At 71.3% G+C, this 14,890-nt stretch carries 16 protein-coding genes; 10 read left to right on the forward strand and 6 right to left on the reverse strand.

Annotated elements, in window-relative coordinates:
* The first annotated feature begins 112 nt into the window (after nucleotides 1-112).
* Together VFN12_RS09055 and VFN12_RS09060 are read left to right on the forward strand one after the other, a co-directional pair.
* Nucleotides 113-1,213, forward strand: coding sequence for an LLM class flavin-dependent oxidoreductase (locus tag VFN12_RS09055; protein WP_325118320.1), 1,101 nt, complete (start codon nucleotides 113-115; stop codon nucleotides 1,211-1,213).
* Nucleotides 1,210-1,854 carry an FMN reductase gene (locus VFN12_RS09060; protein WP_325118321.1) on the forward strand — a complete coding sequence of 215 codons (645 nt, stop codon included), beginning with the start codon at nucleotides 1,210-1,212 and terminating at the stop codon, nucleotides 1,852-1,854. Before VFN12_RS09055 ends, VFN12_RS09060 begins: the two co-directional genes overlap by 4 nt.
* A gap of 23 nt (nucleotides 1,855-1,877) precedes the next feature.
* Here VFN12_RS09060 and VFN12_RS09065 read toward each other — a convergent pair whose 3' ends face one another.
* Nucleotides 1,878-2,399 carry a YbhB/YbcL family Raf kinase inhibitor-like protein gene (locus VFN12_RS09065; RefSeq protein ID WP_325118322.1) on the reverse strand — a complete coding sequence of 174 codons (522 nt, stop codon included), beginning with the start codon at nucleotides 2,397-2,399 and terminating at the stop codon, nucleotides 1,878-1,880.
* Nucleotides 2,400-2,512: 113 nt separating this feature from the next.
* On the opposite strand from VFN12_RS09065, the gene cobA reads away from it, so the two are divergent.
* From cobA to VFN12_RS09080, 3 genes are read left to right on the forward strand one after another with little or no spacing between them, the layout of a single operon-like run.
* Nucleotides 2,513-3,742: a uroporphyrinogen-III C-methyltransferase gene (cobA, locus tag VFN12_RS09070; protein ID WP_325118323.1), complete on the forward strand. Its 1,230-nt coding sequence runs from the start codon at nucleotides 2,513-2,515 to the stop codon at nucleotides 3,740-3,742.
* Nucleotides 3,742-4,545, forward strand: coding sequence for an RNA methyltransferase (locus VFN12_RS09075; protein ID WP_325118324.1), 804 nt, complete (start codon nucleotides 3,742-3,744; stop codon nucleotides 4,543-4,545). Before cobA ends, VFN12_RS09075 begins: the two co-directional genes overlap by 1 nt.
* Nucleotides 4,546-4,567: 22 nt before the next feature.
* A complete protein-coding gene (locus VFN12_RS09080) occupies nucleotides 4,568-5,179 on the forward strand; it encodes a hypothetical protein (RefSeq protein WP_325118325.1) in 612 nt (203 codons plus the stop codon).
* A gap of 27 nt (nucleotides 5,180-5,206) precedes the next feature.
* Here the strand turns inward: VFN12_RS09080 and VFN12_RS09085 are convergent, their stop codons facing one another.
* From VFN12_RS09085 to VFN12_RS09100, 4 genes are all read right to left on the reverse strand, one after another.
* Nucleotides 5,207-5,599, reverse strand: coding sequence for a response regulator (locus VFN12_RS09085; protein WP_325118326.1), 393 nt, complete (start codon nucleotides 5,597-5,599; stop codon nucleotides 5,207-5,209).
* A complete protein-coding gene (locus VFN12_RS09090; RefSeq protein ID WP_325118327.1) occupies nucleotides 5,599-7,404 on the reverse strand; it encodes an Ig-like domain-containing protein in 1,806 nt (601 codons plus the stop codon). The genes VFN12_RS09085 and VFN12_RS09090 overlap by 1 nt, the downstream gene beginning before the upstream one ends.
* Nucleotides 7,405-7,409: 5 nt before the next feature.
* Entirely contained in the window at nucleotides 7,410-7,994 is a 585-nt protein-coding gene (locus tag VFN12_RS09095; RefSeq protein ID WP_325118328.1) for a signal peptidase I, read from the reverse strand.
* A 77-nt stretch (nucleotides 7,995-8,071) separates the two neighbouring features.
* Nucleotides 8,072-8,629, reverse strand: a complete 558-nt coding sequence (locus VFN12_RS09100) for a TasA family protein (protein WP_325118329.1) — start codon at nucleotides 8,627-8,629, stop codon at nucleotides 8,072-8,074.
* 183 nt (nucleotides 8,630-8,812) lie between these two features.
* Here VFN12_RS09100 and VFN12_RS09105 point away from each other — a divergent pair, with 183 nt between their 5' ends.
* The 3 genes from VFN12_RS09105 (at nucleotide 8,813) to VFN12_RS09115 (ending at nucleotide 12,108) form a co-directional block, all read left to right on the forward strand.
* Nucleotides 8,813-9,532, forward strand: a complete 720-nt coding sequence (locus tag VFN12_RS09105; RefSeq protein ID WP_325118330.1) for a response regulator transcription factor — start codon at nucleotides 8,813-8,815, stop codon at nucleotides 9,530-9,532.
* Nucleotides 9,525-10,793 carry a histidine kinase dimerization/phospho-acceptor domain-containing protein gene (locus VFN12_RS09110; RefSeq protein WP_325118331.1) on the forward strand — a complete coding sequence of 423 codons (1,269 nt, stop codon included), beginning with the start codon at nucleotides 9,525-9,527 and terminating at the stop codon, nucleotides 10,791-10,793. Before VFN12_RS09105 ends, VFN12_RS09110 begins: the two co-directional genes overlap by 8 nt.
* Nucleotides 10,794-10,857: 64 nt before the next feature.
* Nucleotides 10,858-12,108: a GAF domain-containing sensor histidine kinase gene (locus VFN12_RS09115; protein WP_325118332.1), complete on the forward strand. Its 1,251-nt coding sequence runs from the start codon at nucleotides 10,858-10,860 to the stop codon at nucleotides 12,106-12,108.
* Here VFN12_RS09115 and def read toward each other — a convergent pair.
* A complete protein-coding gene (def, locus tag VFN12_RS09120; protein ID WP_325118333.1) occupies nucleotides 12,063-12,677 on the reverse strand; it encodes a peptide deformylase in 615 nt (204 codons plus the stop codon). The two genes, VFN12_RS09115 and def, sit on opposite strands and share 46 nt — an antisense overlap.
* Before the next feature lie 238 nt (nucleotides 12,678-12,915).
* Between def and VFN12_RS09125 the strand changes: the two genes are divergently transcribed.
* Nucleotides 12,916-14,280, forward strand: a complete 1,365-nt coding sequence (locus VFN12_RS09125) for an acyl-CoA dehydrogenase family protein (protein WP_325118334.1) — start codon at nucleotides 12,916-12,918, stop codon at nucleotides 14,278-14,280.
* Nucleotides 14,280-14,890: acyl-CoA dehydrogenase family protein (locus VFN12_RS09130; RefSeq protein WP_325118335.1), on the forward strand; the 611-nt coding region annotated here is incomplete at its 3' end. The genes VFN12_RS09125 and VFN12_RS09130, both read left to right, overlap by 1 nt.

The following is a 14,890-nucleotide window of genomic DNA, read 5'->3' on the forward strand; positions in this document are numbered from 1 at the left end:
CCAGCAGGGAGCGGCCGCGTTCGGCCGTTCCCGCTCGGCGACCGGGTGGAATAGTCGTCCCCTTCGCGTGGTTGCAGCATTGGTTGCACTTTCAACTACAGGAGGAGTGGCGATGCAGTTCGGCATCTTCACCGTCGGCGACGTCACGACGGACCCGACCACGGGCCGGACCCCGAGCGAGCACCAGCGGATCAAGAACACCGTCGCCATCGCGCAGAAGGCCGAGGAGGTCGGTCTCGACGTCGTGGCGGTCGGACAGCACCACAACCCTCCCTTCGTGGCCTCCTCGCCGACGACCACCATGGCCTACATCGCCGCCCAGACCCGCCGGATCATCCTGTCGACCTCCACCACGCTGATCACGACCACCGATCCGGTCCGGATCGCCGAGGACTACGCAACGCTCCAGCACCTCACCGACGGCCGCATGGACCTGATGCTCGGCCGGGGCAACACCGGGCCGGTCTACCCGTGGTTCGGCAAGGACATCCGCGAGGGCATCAACCTCGCGATCGAGAACTACGCCCTGCTCCACCGGCTGTGGCGCGAGGACGTCGTCGACTGGGAGGGACGCTTCCGTACTCCCCTCCAGGGGTTCACCTCCACGCCGCGGCCGCTCGACGGCGTACCTCCGTTCGTCTGGCACGGCTCGATCCGCAGCCCGGAGATCGCCGAGCAGGCGGCCTACTACGGTGACGGCTTCTTCTCCAACCACATCTTCTGGCCGGCCTCCCACACCGCGCAGATGGTGGGCCTCTACCGCAGGCGCTTCGAGCACTACGGCCACGGCCGCGCGGACCAGGCCATCGTGGGACTCGGCGGACAGGTCTTCATGCGCCCCAACAGCCAGGACGCCGTCAACGAGTTCCGGCCCTACTTCGACAATGCCCCGGTCTACGGCCACGGACCCTCCCTGGAGGACTTCATGGCCCAGACGCCGCTGACAGTGGGCTCCCCTCAGCAGGTGATCGAGAGGACGCTCGGCTTCCGGGAGTACGTCGGTGACTACCAGCGCCAGCTCTTCCTGATGGACCACGCCGGGCTGCCGCTCAAGACGGTGCTCGAGCAGCTCGACCTGCTCGGCGAGGAGGTCGTCCCGGTGCTGCGGAGGGAGTTCGACGCGCTCAGGCCGGACCACGTCCCTGCCGCTCCGACCCACGCCGCCCGCGTCGCCGCTGCGGAGGGCACCACCCAGGAGGTGACGGCCCGATGAGGAGGCTCGTCGTCATCTCGGCGGGACTGTCGGTCCCGTCCTCCACCCGGCTGCTCGCGGACCGGTTGGCCGACGCGGTCGTGTCGGCGACCGAGGCGCGCGGGTCGACGGTCGAGGTCGAGCACGTCGAGCTTCGCCCGCTCGCCCACCAGCTGGCCGACCACCTGCTCACCGGCTTCGCCACCGGAGAGCTGGCGGAGGCCCTCGCCAAGGTCCGCCGCGCCGACGGCCTGGTGGTCGTCACCCCGGTGTTCTCGGCGTCGTACTCGGGGCTGTTCAAGACCTTCGTGGACGTCCTGGAGCCCGGCACGCTGGACGGCACCCCGGTGCTGGTGGCCGCCACCGGTGGCACCGCCCGTCACTCGATGGTGCTCGACCACGCCTTGCGGCCGCTCTTCTCCCACCTGCGCGCCGTCGTGGCGCCGACCGGGGTCTTCGCGGCGAGCGAGGACTTCGGCAGCACCGACGAGGGTCACCTGGACAAGCGGGTGCGGCGAGCTGCGGGGGAGCTCGCCGCACTCATCGGCGTCGAGGCCGGGCCCCCGGGCACGTCGTCCGCCGACGAGCGGCGCTCCTTCGAGGACCAGCTCGAGGACCCGGTCCCGTTCGACGAGCTCCTGCGCCGCGCCACCGACCGCTGACCCGCCCGAAAGTTTCCGGCGGGTCAGTGCTGGTAGGTGCCGTGGATGATCGCCCGCCCGGCGGTCTTGAACGCCAGGTTGAACGAGACCACGGCGGGGGAGGCGTCGGCATCGACGCCGAGGCTCTCCTCCTTGACCGCGTGAACCACGAAGAAGTAGCGGTGGACCTGGTCACCCTCGGGGGGAGCGGCGCCCATGAACCCCTTCTCACCGCCGTCGTTGCGGCAGTGGAACGCCGATCCGGGAAGGTCGCCCGCCGCGGCGCCGGTGTCGAGCGAGGTGACGTCCGCCGGGACGTCGACGAGCACCCAGTGCCAGAACCCGCTGGGCGTGGGGGCGTCGGGGTCGAAGCAGGTGATCGTGAAGCTCTTGGTGCCCTCCGGCGCTCCCTCCCACGCGAGATGGGGGGAGGTGTTCCCCGCTGCGGCCACCTGGTCGTCCTTCAGCGGCTTGCCGTCGGAGACGTCCTCGCTGGTCACCGTGAACGACGGCACCTCGGGCAGGAGGTCGTAGGGGTTCGGGTGTACCGGGCGGTCCAGGCTCATGTGCGGGCTCCTCACAGTTCGACTCACGGCTCGGGATCCGGTCCCGGCCACGTCCGTCAACCTAGTCCGATGGGTGAGCGAGCGGAACGACCCCCGATCGCCGAGCCGGGAGAATGAGCGGCGTGGAGTTCGCGACGTACCCCTCCGGGCTGCGCCTGGCCGGCCGCAGGGTCGTGGTGGTCGGCGCGGGCCAGGTCGCGCAGCGCCGGATCCCTGCCCTGATCGCGGCCGGCGCCGACGTGTACGTGGTCTCGCCGCAGGTGACCCCCGCCATCGAAGGCCTGATCGGTGCCGGTGAGGTCGAGTGGGCCGACCGCGGCTTCCGCGACGACGACCTCGACGGCGCCTGGTACGTCATCGCGGCGACCGACGACCATGGGGTCAACGAGTCGGTCAGCCGCGGCGCCGAGTCCCGCCGCATCTTCTGCGTCCGGGCCGACGACGCCACCGCGGCGACCGCCTGGACCCCGGCCGTCGGCCGGCACGCCGGCGTGACCGTGGCGGTGCTCGGCAACCGTGACCCGCGACGGTCGGCCGGCGTCCGCGACGAGATCCTGGAGGGTCTGCGCGAGGGCACCATCACGGCGCGGCACCACCGCGACCGCTCGCCCGGGGTCGTCCTGGTCGGTGGTGGGCCGGGTGACCCGGAGCTGATGTCGGTCGCCGGACGCAAGGCGCTCATGGAGGCCGACGTGGTGGTGGCCGACCGGCTGGCCCCGCGCGAGCTGCTCGGCGAGCTGCCCGCGGACGTGGAGCTGATCGACGTCGCGAAGCTGCCGCGCGGCCGGTCGGCGCAGCAGGAGGAGATCAACCGGATCATCGTCGAGCGCGCCCGGGCCGGTCAGCGCGTGGTGCGGTTCAAGGGCGGGGACAACTTCGTGTTCGGCCGCGGGTTCGAGGAGGTGCTCGCCTGCCGCGAGGCCGGGGTACCCGTCACGGTGGTGCCGGGCCTGACCAGCCCGATCGCCGTCCCGGCGGTCGCCGGGATCCCGGTCACCCATCGCGGGGTGGCCCACGCGTTCACGGTCCTCTCCGGCCACCTGCCCCCGGAACACCCCGACTCCCTGGTCAACTGGAAGGCCGTCGCCGGTCTCGACGGCACCATCCTGCTGATGATGGCGGTCGAGAACGCCGCCGCGATCGCCGACGCCCTGGTCGCTGGCGGACGGCCAGCGGCGACCCCCGTCGCGGTGGTCTGCGACGGGACCATGCCGGGGGAGCGGACCGTGCTCTCGACCCTCGGGGGCCTCCAGGCGGACCTCGCCTCGGCGCAGGTCAGGCCGCCCGCCATCATCGTGGTGGGCGACGTGGTGGCCATCGCGCATCCCGGCCACTACGCCTGATGGCCGAACTGCACGAGGTCACCGACCCCGACGACCCGCGCCTCGCCGACTATCGCGACCTGCGGGACGTCGAGCTGCGCAAGCACCTCGAGAGCGAGCACGGGCTCTTCCTCGCCGAGGGGGAGAAGGTCGTCCGCCGGGCAGTCGAGGCCGGCTTCACGCCCCGCTCGTTCCTGATGGCGCCGCGCTGGCTCGAGGGGCTCGGCGACGTGCTGGACGCCTCGGCGGCACCCTGCTTCGTCGTCTCCGAGGCGCTGGCGGAGGAGGTCACCGGCTTCCACGTGCACCGCGGCGCCCTGGCCTCGCTCGAACGCCGCCCGCTTCCCTCCGTGGAGTCGGTGCTGGCCGGAGCCAGGTCGGTCCTGGTGCTGGAGGACATCGTCGACCACACCAACGTCGGGGCGATCTTCCGCTCGGGCGCCGCGATGGGCTTCGATGCCGTGCTGCTGGCCCCCCGGTGCGCCGACCCGCTCTACCGCCGGGCGATCAAGGTCGCCATGGGGGCCGTCTTCAGCCTGCCGTGGACCCGCCTGCCCGACTGGTACGACGCGCTGCCGTCGCTCTCGGCGGCCGGCTTCACCACGATCGCGTTGACCCTCGGAGACGACGCGGTCCCGATCGAGGACGCGGTCGCGGGAGTCGACCGGGTGGCGCTCGTGCTCGGCTCGGAGGGCCACGGCCTGTCTCCGCGCTGGCAGACCTCGGCCGACCGGCGGGCGGTGATCCCGATGCGCGAGGGCATCGACTCCCTCAACGTCGCGGCCGCGACCGCGGTGGCCTGCTACGTCACCGCGCGGCGTTAGTCGGCTTCGCTACTTTTCGGGCATGAGTGACTACGAGACCGCCCCCGCCGACTCCGCCTACCACCGCACGCTCCCGATCGGGGAGCGACTGTCGGCCCGGCCGCTGGTCGAGGACGACCTGTCGTGCTTCGACGACGTCACGCTGTCGGCGCTTGCGCCGATGCTGGTGCCCGAGCGGCCGCGTGCCGGTGAGCTCGACCGCGCCGAGTGCGGCCACTGCCGTCCGTCCGAGCACACCATCTGGGCCGACGACCTGTGGCAGGTGCGGTCGGGGTGGGACCGCTTCGGGCTCCCCTACGTCGGCGGCATCGCTCCGCGTGAGCACCACCGCCTCGAGGATGCCCCCCTCGACCTGCTCACCACGCTCGGGCCGTTGCTCCAGCGGGTGAGCACCGCGGTCAAGTCGATCCCGGGTGTCGCCCGGTGCCACTTCTCGCGCTGGGGCGACGGCTCCGAGCACTTCCACCTGTGGGCACTGGCCCGACCGGCCGGCATGATGCAGGGCCGCGGGGCGATGCTGGCGTTCTGGGACGACGTACTGCCCGCGCTGCCTGAGGACCTGCGGGCCGAGCACCTGCGCATCGTCGCCGAGTCGCTGGCATCCGGAGGGGGAGAGGCGTTCCCGGGACCCTGAAGTCGCCGGAGGACAGCCAGGCGTCGTTCAGACCGCTCGGCCGCGCCCGACTCCCGTGTCCTCGCTCAACAGGACACTCAGTCGGCTCATGAGCTCCGCCACGCTGAAGGGCTTGGTGAGGAAGTCGTCGGCACCGGCGTCGAGCGACTCGTCCCGAGGCTCCTCCCCGTGGCGGGCGGTGAGGACGAGGACAGGCCCGGAGTAGCCACCGACGCGGGCTGCCCGGCACACCTCCGTTCCGTCGAGATCGGGCAGGTCGAGGTCGAGGACGACGAGGTCGAGGTCGTTCCGGGCGATCCTGCAGAGGGCCTCGCGACCATACGCGACGTGATCCACGCGGGCGTCGAGGCGACGCAGGATGCGTTGCAGCACCGCGGCCAGCGAGGGATCGTCCTCGACCAGGAGGATGGTCCGGTCCATCAGAACTCTCGGTCGGCCGGGCCGGTCTCGGTGACCGGTGCGGTGGAGCAGCTCGTGCCGACGAGGTCAGTGGCGGCCGAGGAGGGCGTCCAGACCATGCCGGCACCGGCGCTGGCCGTGCGGAGGCCCGAGCCGGACGCCAGCGTGCCGATCCTGAGGGTGACCACAGTGGCGGTGGCGCCGGCCACGGTGGTGGTGCCGGCCGTCATGGTCGCGTTGAGGACCGCGGTCTTGTTGGTCTTCACGTAGTCGTCCTTGAGGTTGACCGTGCCGACGTTGACGGTCGATCCGCCGGGCAGCTGGACGTCGAGGGTGTCTCCCTTGTTGCCGAGGCCCAGCACGTTCCCGTCGCGGACGCGGACCCGGACGGCGGTCGAGGCTCCAGCCCATCCGGGGGTCACCGTGGACAGGTTGACCTGTCCGTTGTAGGTGAAGGTGACGGTGTCGTTGGCCTCGAGCTTGCCGGGGGTGGCTCCGCCGTTGGCGGTCTGGACGTCGACTCCCCGCAGGGGGCTGTTGTCGACCCGTCGGGCGCCCATCGTGGCCGAGGTGGTGACCTTGCCGGTCCCGTCGACGAGGATGGCGCGGAAGTCGTTGAGCCCGTCGGTCACGGTCCGGGTGTCCCAGGTGCAGCCCCAGGGCGCGGTGCCGTCGAGACACACGTCGGTCCAGGTGGAGGTGCCGCTGGGGGCGCGCTGGATCCGGACCGAGGTGACGCCGGCGGTGGAGCTGGCGTTCGCGGTCAGGGCGACGGTGCCGGTCAGGTAGGCGCCGGGGTCGTTCATCGAGACCGCCGACACGGTGTTGTCGATCACCCGGTTGCCGATCGTGGCCGAGGTGGTCACGTTGCCGGCGGCGTCCGTGGCCACCGCGCGCAGGCTGTAGCTTCCGTCGGAGAGCTGGGCCGTGTCGTACCTGCAGGAGTACGGCGTGGCGGCGACGGTGCACAGGGTGGTCCAGGTGCTGGTCCCGGTGACCGCGGCCTGCAGGACGACCTGCGAGACGCCGGAGTGCGTGTCGCTCGCGGTGGCGCTCAACGTGGCCACGCCGGCCAGCGGCGTCCCGGGGTCCACCATCGCGACGGTGGGGGCCAGGTTGTCGACGAGGACCGCATCGACGACTGCGGAGTAGGTGGTGGTGGCCCCGGCAGTGGCGACGGAGCGCAGGTCGTAATCGCCGTTGGCGAAGCCGGTGGTGTTCCAGCTGCAGGAGTAGGGGGAGGAGAGGTTGGTGCAGACCGTCTTCCAGCTGGTCGTTCCTGCCGGGGTGTACTCGACCCGGACGGTGTAGGTGGTGGTCCCGGCACTGTAGAGGGTGGTGGGCAGGGACACGGTCCCCCGGATCACCTCACCCGGGTTGCCGAGGACGACCAGGAGGTTGTTGGCGACGGTGGTGGAGACGGTCTCGGTGGTGGTGGAGTAGCCGGCGCGGTCGGTGGCGACGGCCCGGAGCTGGTAGGCGCCGTCCGCCAGGGAGGCGGTGTTCCACGCGCACGAGTACGGCGCCGTGGTGGCGGTGCAGATCGAGGTCCAGCTGCTACCGCCCGAGGGAAGGTACTGCACGGTCACGTCCCGGATCCCGGAGGCGGCGTCCGTGGCGGTTGCCGTCACCGTCACGGTGCCCTTCAGCGGCGAGCCCGGGTCCGGGAGGCTCACGCTCGGCGGGGTCCAGTCGGCGGCCCCGACGAGCGCGCCGGTGTTGGTGGTGCGTCCGGTGTAGGACGCGGTGGAGAACGAGGGCATGCCCATGCCCATCACACCGAGCGCGAGGGCCGAGGCGACGAGGAGGAGCATGCGGCGGGTCACGGCGTTCAGGCTTCCCGGGTCATGCGGGTGGTCCGCGGGGTGGGGCGGCGGGAGTCGAGCAGGATCCGGACCAGCTCCACGAGGCTGACCAGGCAGATGAGACCGGCGGGGACTCCGACCAGCAGGACCCTCGTCCCGGGGTCGGCGAACGCGATGAAGGCGTGCCCGACCAGCGGGACCGTGAACTCGACCCGGGGCTGCTCGCCCTGCGGGAGCCGGAACGTCCACGGGTCGACGTCGGCGTTCGCGTCACCCTTGGTGCGGAAGACCCGGGAGCCGTCACGGGCCTCCTTCACCGACACCAGTCGGTGGGTGACCAGGGTGGTCAGGCCGGAGTCGGCCGGGGGCTGGTAGGTGATGACATCTCCGACCTCCAGCTCATCGGCAGGAACGACGCGTTCGAAGGCGACCGAGCCGCGCTCGAAGGTCCCTGACATGGACTGCCCGACGATGACGTACCGCTCGAAGCCCATCAGCCCCGGGATCACGAAGCCCGCGGCGACGAGGACCACCGCGACCAGGCCGAGGGTCGCGACGAAGCGCGTGAGCCTCGAGGTCAGGCCGGAGAGTGTCGCGAGACGGACCTGCATCGAAGGCTCCTTGGATGCTCGAGGGGGGAATGCCTCGGGTGGGCGGCGCCCCGCGGCGCCACCCACCCGTCGGCGGATCAGAAGTGCTGGTTGGTGACGGTGGGGGTGGTGTCCTGGGTGGAGTCCCAGGTGTAGGTGGCGTTGGCCACCGCACCCTGGCTGGCGTTGGTGGCCGAGCCGTCCAGGGTCACGCTGAAGACGTAGGTGCGCGACTCACCGGCAGCCCACTGCGCGCCGAGGTTGACCGCGCCGACGGTGCCGTACTCGACACCGTTCTTCACCACCACGGGAGCCGTGGGCACCGTGACGTCGGTGATGGTGGTCTTGAGCTTTCCGGTCTCGAAACCGTTGGTGACGCCGCTCTCGGTCAGCTTGATGTTGGCGGGCAGCGAACCGCTGTTGGTGATGGTCACCTTGCCGTTGACGGTGTCGCCGGGCTTCATGCCCTGCACGTTGTAGATGCTCGCACCGGAGAGGCTGTTGGCCTGGGTCAGGGTGCCGGCCCGGTACTCGTTCCCGGGGTTGTCGGTCGCCGCGACGAAGGAGGCACCCGAACCGACGGCCAGGGCGCCGGCGGTCAGGGCAGTGGCGACGGCGACGAGGATCCGGCCGCGGGTGGTGGACGTGCGACTCATGCTGAACTCCTGCGTGTTGTCTGCGGTGAGCGGGTTGCTCATTTCGATGGACAGAACGCTAGGGAGCGCCGGGGCACAGCCGGGCAACACAGATCCCTCAGCCCGACCACAGTTCGGCAACACCTCGCGGGCCGAGCGGCACGGTGACCGCTCGGGAGCGGCTGCGCCCCTATGCTCGGCGCCATGACCCACCGGCTGCTGCTCGTCGAGGACGACGACGGCATCGCGATGCCCCTGGTGCGGACCCTCGAGCGGGACGGCTACATCGTCGAGCGGGTCGCCTCTGGAAGTGACGCCGTGGAGCGGGTCCGGCAACCGGGCGATGAGCCCGAGATGGTGATCCTTGACCTCGGGCTGCCGGACATGGATGGACTCGATGTCTGCCAGCGGGTGCGCGAAGGTGGCTTCGCGGGGGGAATCCTCGTTGTCACCGCCCGGGGAGGGGAGCTCGACCGGGTGCTCGGACTGGACGTGGGTGCCGACGACTACCTCGTCAAGCCGTTCATGCTGAGCGAGCTCCTGGCGCGGGTCCGTGCGCTGCTTCGGCGGACGGTCGCCACCGCCGGCCACCCCGGGGCCGGCGGATCCCATGCCGGCCCCCCGTCCGACGACTTCCGCGTCGACCCGAGCACCCGTCAGGTGTGGGTCTCCGGTGACGAGGTCCCGCTCAACGCCAAGGAGTTCGACCTGCTTGCCCAGCTGCACCAGCACGGAGGTGCGGTGGTCACTCGCGAGCAGCTGATGGACGAGGTGTGGGACGAGAACTGGTTCGGCTCGACCAAGGTGCTCGACGTGACCATGGCACGGCTGCGTCAGAAGCTGGACGGCCACGCGGCACCGGTACAGATCGTGACCGTGCGAGGCGTCGGCTTCCGCCTCGAGCCGGGTCGCGCGGATGCGTAAGCGCCTGGTCCTGGCGTTCGTCGGGCTGGCGGTCCTGGTCGTCGCGCTGTACGGCGTCCCCCGGGCCCTCCTGCGTGCCGACCAGGTCCACGATCGCGAGCAGGAGCAGGTCGACCAGTCGGTTCAGCTCCTGGCCGCGCTGGTCGAGTCCGAGCAGGAGGCGGGCGAGCCGGTCACCTCGCAGGCGCTCGAACCCCTGTTGCGCCCGGGCGAGCGCGTGGAGTACACCGCCGCCGACGGCACCGTGGTCTCCGCAGGGGACTCGGCAGGCCGGGAGGTGGGCGTCGAGGCGACCGAGCAGGTGAGCGGTGGCGGCTCCCTGACCCTCGACTACTCGCAGGCGGCCATCTCGGAGCGGGTGCAGGCGGCCGTGCTCCCGCTGCTGCTGATCGGCCTGCTGGTCGTGGCACTGGCCTGGCTGGCCGCTCTGGTCCTGGCGCGAAACCTGGCGCTTCCGTTCCAGGACCTGGCCTCGCACGCGCGCCAGCTCGGCTCGGGGCGGTTCGACCTCGACGTCCCCCACTACGACGTCCCCGAGGCGGAGGAGGTCGGGCAGGCCCTCCTCACCAGCGCCCGCAGCCTCGATCAGCTGGTCCGGCGCGAGCGCGACTTCGCGGTCAATGCGTCGCACGAGCTGCGCACGCCGCTCACCGCGGTGCGGCTCCACCTCGAGGACCTCTCCCAGTGGCCCACCACGAGTCCGGAGACGTCCGCCGAGCTCGCGGTCGCGCTGGCCGAGCTGTCGCGGCTCGACTCGGCCGTGTCCGCCTTCCTGGAGAGGGATCGGGCCTCCCGCGCGGCGGCCGCCGAGGTCGTCGACGTCAGCGTCCTGCTCACCAGCGCTGCCGACCGGTGGCGGCCGACCCTGACCCGCCGCGGACGTGAGCTCGGCCTCAGCGTCACCGGTGAACTTTCCGCCCGGCTCTCTCCGGCAGCGGTCACCGACGTGGTGGACACCCTGGTCCGGTACTCACTGGAGCACGGGCAGGGCCGGGTGGAGATGGCAGCGCGGAGGACGAGCGACTACCTGGAGGTGCGCGTGAGCGACGAGAGCCTCCGGACGCACGGCACGGAGCTCCTGCACGACCCCGGCGCGAACGGCCAGTCCCCGCTCCCGCGCGCCGCCGAGCTCGCCGCCTCGGCCGGGGGGCACCTCACCGTGGGGACCGGAGGTCACACGTCGTTCGTGCTGAAGCTTCCGCTGCTCACCGCACACTCCGGGTCGGCGCCTTCTGGCTCCCAGAACCCCTCCGAGCACTAGCCTGTGTCCCCGAGCGGCCGACGGGCCGCCTCGCAGGCAGCCAGCAGAAGGGAGGAACGCCGGCATGGATCTCGGGACCCACCAGACCCCACGGGTCGGCCTGGAGCACGCCGACATCCTGGAGCAGGTGCCGCCGCAGGATCTGCAGGCGATCGTCAACCTGGCTGCCCAGGTGGTCGGGGTGTCGACCGCCGCGATCAACCTGATCACCGACACCCACCAGCACCAGATCGCGGCCGCCGGCTTCGAGCCCTCGGTCTGCGCCCGCGAGGACTCCATGTGTGCGGCGGTGCTCGAGGAGCCCACCATCGCCGTCCCGGACGCGAGTCGCGACGCACGGTTCGCGGACAACCCCTTCGTCACCGGAGAGATCGACACGGTCCGCTTCTACGCCTCCTCGCCGATGCTCAGTCCGGACGGCGAAACCATCGGTCGGCTGTGCGTGTTCGACCGGGCCCCCCGGACACTGACGCACCAGGAGAAGGACGCCATCGACCTGCTCGCCCGGCACGTCACCGACCTGCTGGAGCTGCGGCGCAGGACCAGCCAGCTCGAGTCGTCGCTCGCAGAGCTCACACGCACCCGTGACCAGCTCCGCCGTTCCAACGAGCACCTGGCCGCCTTCGCGGGGCAGGTCTCGCACGACCTGAGGACTCCGCTGACCTCGATCCTGGCGTACGCGGAGCTGCTGGCCGAGGAGCCGGCGGTGGCCTCCGACCCTGGCGTGGCCCCGCTCGCCGACGGGGTGGTGGCCGCGAGCCTGCGGATGAAGTCGATGATCGAGCAGGTGCTCGACTACGCCCAGGTGGCCGGTCGGCTGCGACTCGTCGACACCGATCTCGAGGTCCTGGTCGCCAGCGTCCTCAACGACCTGGGGCCCGCCCTGCGCCGGCGCGGTGCCACCGTCCACGTCGGGTCGCTGCCGACCGTGCTCGCCGACGCCGGGCAGCTGTACGTCATCTTGCTGAACCTCGTCGACAACGCCGTCAAGTACGCCGGTGACGGGCCGGTCGAGATCGCCATCGGGTGCAGCGTCCAGGACGACCGCGCGCGCATGTGGGTGCGAGACACCGGCATCGGGATCCCTGCGGATCGTCTCGAGGACGTCTTCAAGCCCTTCGTGCGGGTGGACGAGGGGGCAGCCCATGCCGTCGAGGGCCTGGGGATCGGGCTCGACACCGTGCGGCGGATGATCGAGTCGCACGGCGGCCGGATCGGCCTGGACAGCACCCCGGGTGCGGGAACCACTGTGTGGTTCGAGCTTCCCGCTCAGGCGTCTGCGGGAGACTCCTCGAGCGGCCACCTCGAGGGGTAGTCCTCGACCGCCTGGTCGTGCTGCTTCTGGAGCTTCTTCCGGAGCTTCGTGGAGAGGCGGTCTCCGAAGACCGTTCCCCGCACGTGGTCGGTCTCGTGCTGGAGGCAGCGGGCGAGCAGGCCGTCGCCGGAGAACGTGACCGGCTCGCCCGTGAGCCCGTTCCCGGTGACCGTGGCGAAGTCCGGACGCGGGCACTCGACGAACGCGCCGGGGAACGACAGGCAGCCCTCCTCGGCGACGTCCAGCTTGCGGTCCCGGCCCTCGGGCAGGGTGAGGACGGGGTTGCACACGAGGCCGACGGTGCGCTCGAGCGACTGGTCGGGGCAGTCGAACACGAAGACGGCCAGGTCGACGCCGATCTGGCAGGCGGCGAGGCCGACCCCGTCGGCGGCGTACATCGTCGCGACCATGTCCGCGACCAGGGCCCGCAGCTCCTCGTCGTAGGCGGTCACCGGCTGCTGGGGACGGTGCATGACCGGCGTGCCCCACCGCGTCATCGTCCGGACCCGTCCGCCCTCCGGGAGCGGGCCGTAAGGCGCGTGGGCGGGCGGCTCTGGCGGCTGCGGCATGGAGCGGAGCCTAGCGAGCGAGCAGCTGTGACCGAGGAACGAGGTCACGGCGTCGCGAGCGAAGGTCGAGCAAGCCCCGCGACCGACGAAGGGTCACGGCGTCGCGGGCGATTCGAGCAAGCCCCGCGACCGACGAAGGAGGGCGCGACGGGGCGGGTCGAGGGCTGGCCGATCACGTGTGACGGGGGACACCGCGCGGGTGGTGGCATTACCTGTAACTCAGAGTTACATTATCGGCATGTCCCTGACCAAGCCCTTCCGTCCCGGCGGTCGCCACGGCATCTCGTCCAAGGAGAGCCGTGACCCCATCGGGCTCGCCGTCGCCGCGCTCAACAAGCTGGCGTCGAGCGACGTGCTCGACCGGATCGGGCTGCGCAAGCAGGCCGAGCAGACCGTCTTCACCGTGACCCGCAGCGGCTTCGCGACGGTCACCAGCGCCAGTCGCACCTTCGCCCGGCGGGGCAAGCGCGGCAAGCCCGGCGTCCGGGTCTCACCGACCCGGTCCCGCGGCGTCTTCGACCTCACGCCCACGGAGGACGAGCAGATGCTGGTCGACGTGGTGAGCGAGTTCGCCGAGGAGATGGTCCGTCCCGCGGCCGCCGCCGCCGACGACGCCTGCGCCGCGCCGGACGAGCTGCTGAAGGCCACCCTCGAGATCGGCCTGCCGATCCTCGGCGTCCCGGAGGCGCTGGGAGGTATCTCGGAGGAACGCTCCGCCATGGCCGGCACGCTGGTCGCCGAGGCACTCGCGAAGGGCGACATGGGCCTGGCCGTCTCCGCACTGGCGCCCGGCTCGGTCGCCACCGCGCTCGGGCTGTGGGGGACCGACGAGCAGCAGAGCACCTACCTGCCCGCCTTCGCCGGGGACGACGTCCCCGCCGCCGCCCTGGCCCTCAACGAGCCCACGGTGCTCTTCGATGTGCTCCAGCCCTCGACGACCGCGGTGCGCGAGGGCGACGCCTTCGTCCTCAACGGCGTCAAGAGCCTGGTCCCGCGCGGAGCCGAGGCCGAGCTGTTCGTCGTCGGCGCCGAGCTCGACGGCCAGCCGGTCCTGTTCCTGGTCGAGTCGGGCACCGACGGACTCTCCGTCGCCGGGGACCCCGCCATGGGTGTCCGCGCCGCCTCCCTGACCAGGCTCACCCTCGACGACGTGCGCGTCGACGCGGGGGCCGTGCTGGGTGCCACCGACGGGACGACGTACGCGGAGTGCGTGCGCCTCTCCCGGCTGGCGTGGTGCGCCCTCGCGGTCGGGACCGGCCAGGCCGTCCTCGACTACGTCACGCCGTACGTCAAGGAGCGTGAGGCCTTCGGTGAGCCGGTGGCTCACCGCCAGTCGGTGGCCTTCATGGTGGCCAACATCGCCATCGAGCTGCAGTCGATGCGACTGCTCACCTACAAGGCAGCCGGACGCGCCGCGGCCGGCAAGGACTTTTCCCGCGAGGTCGCGCTGGCCCGCAAGCTGTGCGCCGACAAGGGCATGCAGATCGGCCTCGACGGCGTCCAGCTGCTCGGCGGCCACGGCTTCGTCAAGGAGCACCCGGTCGAACGGTGGTACCGCGACCTGCGTGCGGTCGGCGTCATGGAAGGAAGCGTGCTTGTCTGATGATCAATCTCGACGATCCGAAGAAGTTCCGGACCCTCACCGGACAGGCCCACCAGGTCGCGATGAACATGCTGCGGCCGATCTCCCGCAAGTACGACCTCGCCGAGCACGAGTACCCCAAGGAGCTCGACATGCTCGCCGCCATGATCGACGGGCTCTCCGAGTCCGGTGCCAGTGAGGGCGCCGGCGCCGCCGGGGTACGACGCTCCGAGGGTGAGGACGACGGGGCCGTCAAGAACGGCACCAACCTGGCGTCGGTGATGTCCATCGCCGAGATGTGCTGGGGCGACGTCGGTCTGCTCCTCTCCATGCCGCGGCAGGGACTCGGCAACTCGGCCATCGCCTCCGTCGCCAACGAGGAGCAGCACGAGCGCTTCGACGGCGTGTGGGCCTCGATGGCGATCACGGAGCCGGGTACCGGCTCGGACTCCGCCAGCATCTCCACCACCGCCCGGCTCGACGGTGACCACTACGTGCTGAACGGCGAGAAGATCTTCGTCACCGCCGGCGACCGGTCCGACGCCGTCGTCGTCTGGGCCACCCTCGACAAGGACCTGGGCCGCGCCGCGATCAAGTCGTTCGTCGTCCCCAAGGGCACCCCGGGGATGAC

Origin of the sequence: Nocardioides sp. (assembly GCF_035703625.1) — a bacterium.
GTDB lineage: Bacteria > Actinomycetota > Actinomycetes > Propionibacteriales > Nocardioidaceae > Nocardioides.

What these genes read in the sequence shown, in the direction of transcription:
- VFN12_RS09095 (WP_325118328.1), bottom strand. Translation starts at nt 7,994, where the DNA reads ATGCAGGTCCGTCTCGCGACACTCTCCGGCCTGACCTCGAGGCTCACG.
- VFN12_RS09125 (WP_325118334.1), top strand. Translation starts at nt 12,916, where the DNA reads ATGTCCCTGACCAAGCCCTTCCGTCCCGGCGGTCGCCACGGCATCTCG.
- VFN12_RS09075 (WP_325118324.1), top strand. Translation starts at nt 3,742, where the DNA reads ATGGCCGAACTGCACGAGGTCACCGACCCCGACGACCCGCGCCTCGCC.
- VFN12_RS09100 (WP_325118329.1), bottom strand. Translation starts at nt 8,629, where the DNA reads ATGAGTCGCACGTCCACCACCCGCGGCCGGATCCTCGTCGCCGTCGCC.
- VFN12_RS09065 (WP_325118322.1), bottom strand. Translation starts at nt 2,399, where the DNA reads ATGAGCCTGGACCGCCCGGTACACCCGAACCCCTACGACCTCCTGCCC.
- def (WP_325118333.1), bottom strand. Translation starts at nt 12,677, where the DNA reads ATGCCGCAGCCGCCAGAGCCGCCCGCCCACGCGCCTTACGGCCCGCTC.
- VFN12_RS09105 (WP_325118330.1), top strand. Translation starts at nt 8,813, where the DNA reads ATGACCCACCGGCTGCTGCTCGTCGAGGACGACGACGGCATCGCGATG.
- VFN12_RS09110 (WP_325118331.1), top strand. Translation starts at nt 9,525, where the DNA reads ATGCGTAAGCGCCTGGTCCTGGCGTTCGTCGGGCTGGCGGTCCTGGTC.
- cobA (WP_325118323.1), top strand. Translation starts at nt 2,513, where the DNA reads ATGAGCGGCGTGGAGTTCGCGACGTACCCCTCCGGGCTGCGCCTGGCC.
- VFN12_RS09055 (WP_325118320.1), top strand. Translation starts at nt 113, where the DNA reads ATGCAGTTCGGCATCTTCACCGTCGGCGACGTCACGACGGACCCGACC.
- VFN12_RS09060 (WP_325118321.1), top strand. Translation starts at nt 1,210, where the DNA reads ATGAGGAGGCTCGTCGTCATCTCGGCGGGACTGTCGGTCCCGTCCTCC.
- VFN12_RS09115 (WP_325118332.1), top strand. Translation starts at nt 10,858, where the DNA reads ATGGATCTCGGGACCCACCAGACCCCACGGGTCGGCCTGGAGCACGCC.
- VFN12_RS09080 (WP_325118325.1), top strand. Translation starts at nt 4,568, where the DNA reads ATGAGTGACTACGAGACCGCCCCCGCCGACTCCGCCTACCACCGCACG.
- VFN12_RS09085 (WP_325118326.1), bottom strand. Translation starts at nt 5,599, where the DNA reads ATGGACCGGACCATCCTCCTGGTCGAGGACGATCCCTCGCTGGCCGCG.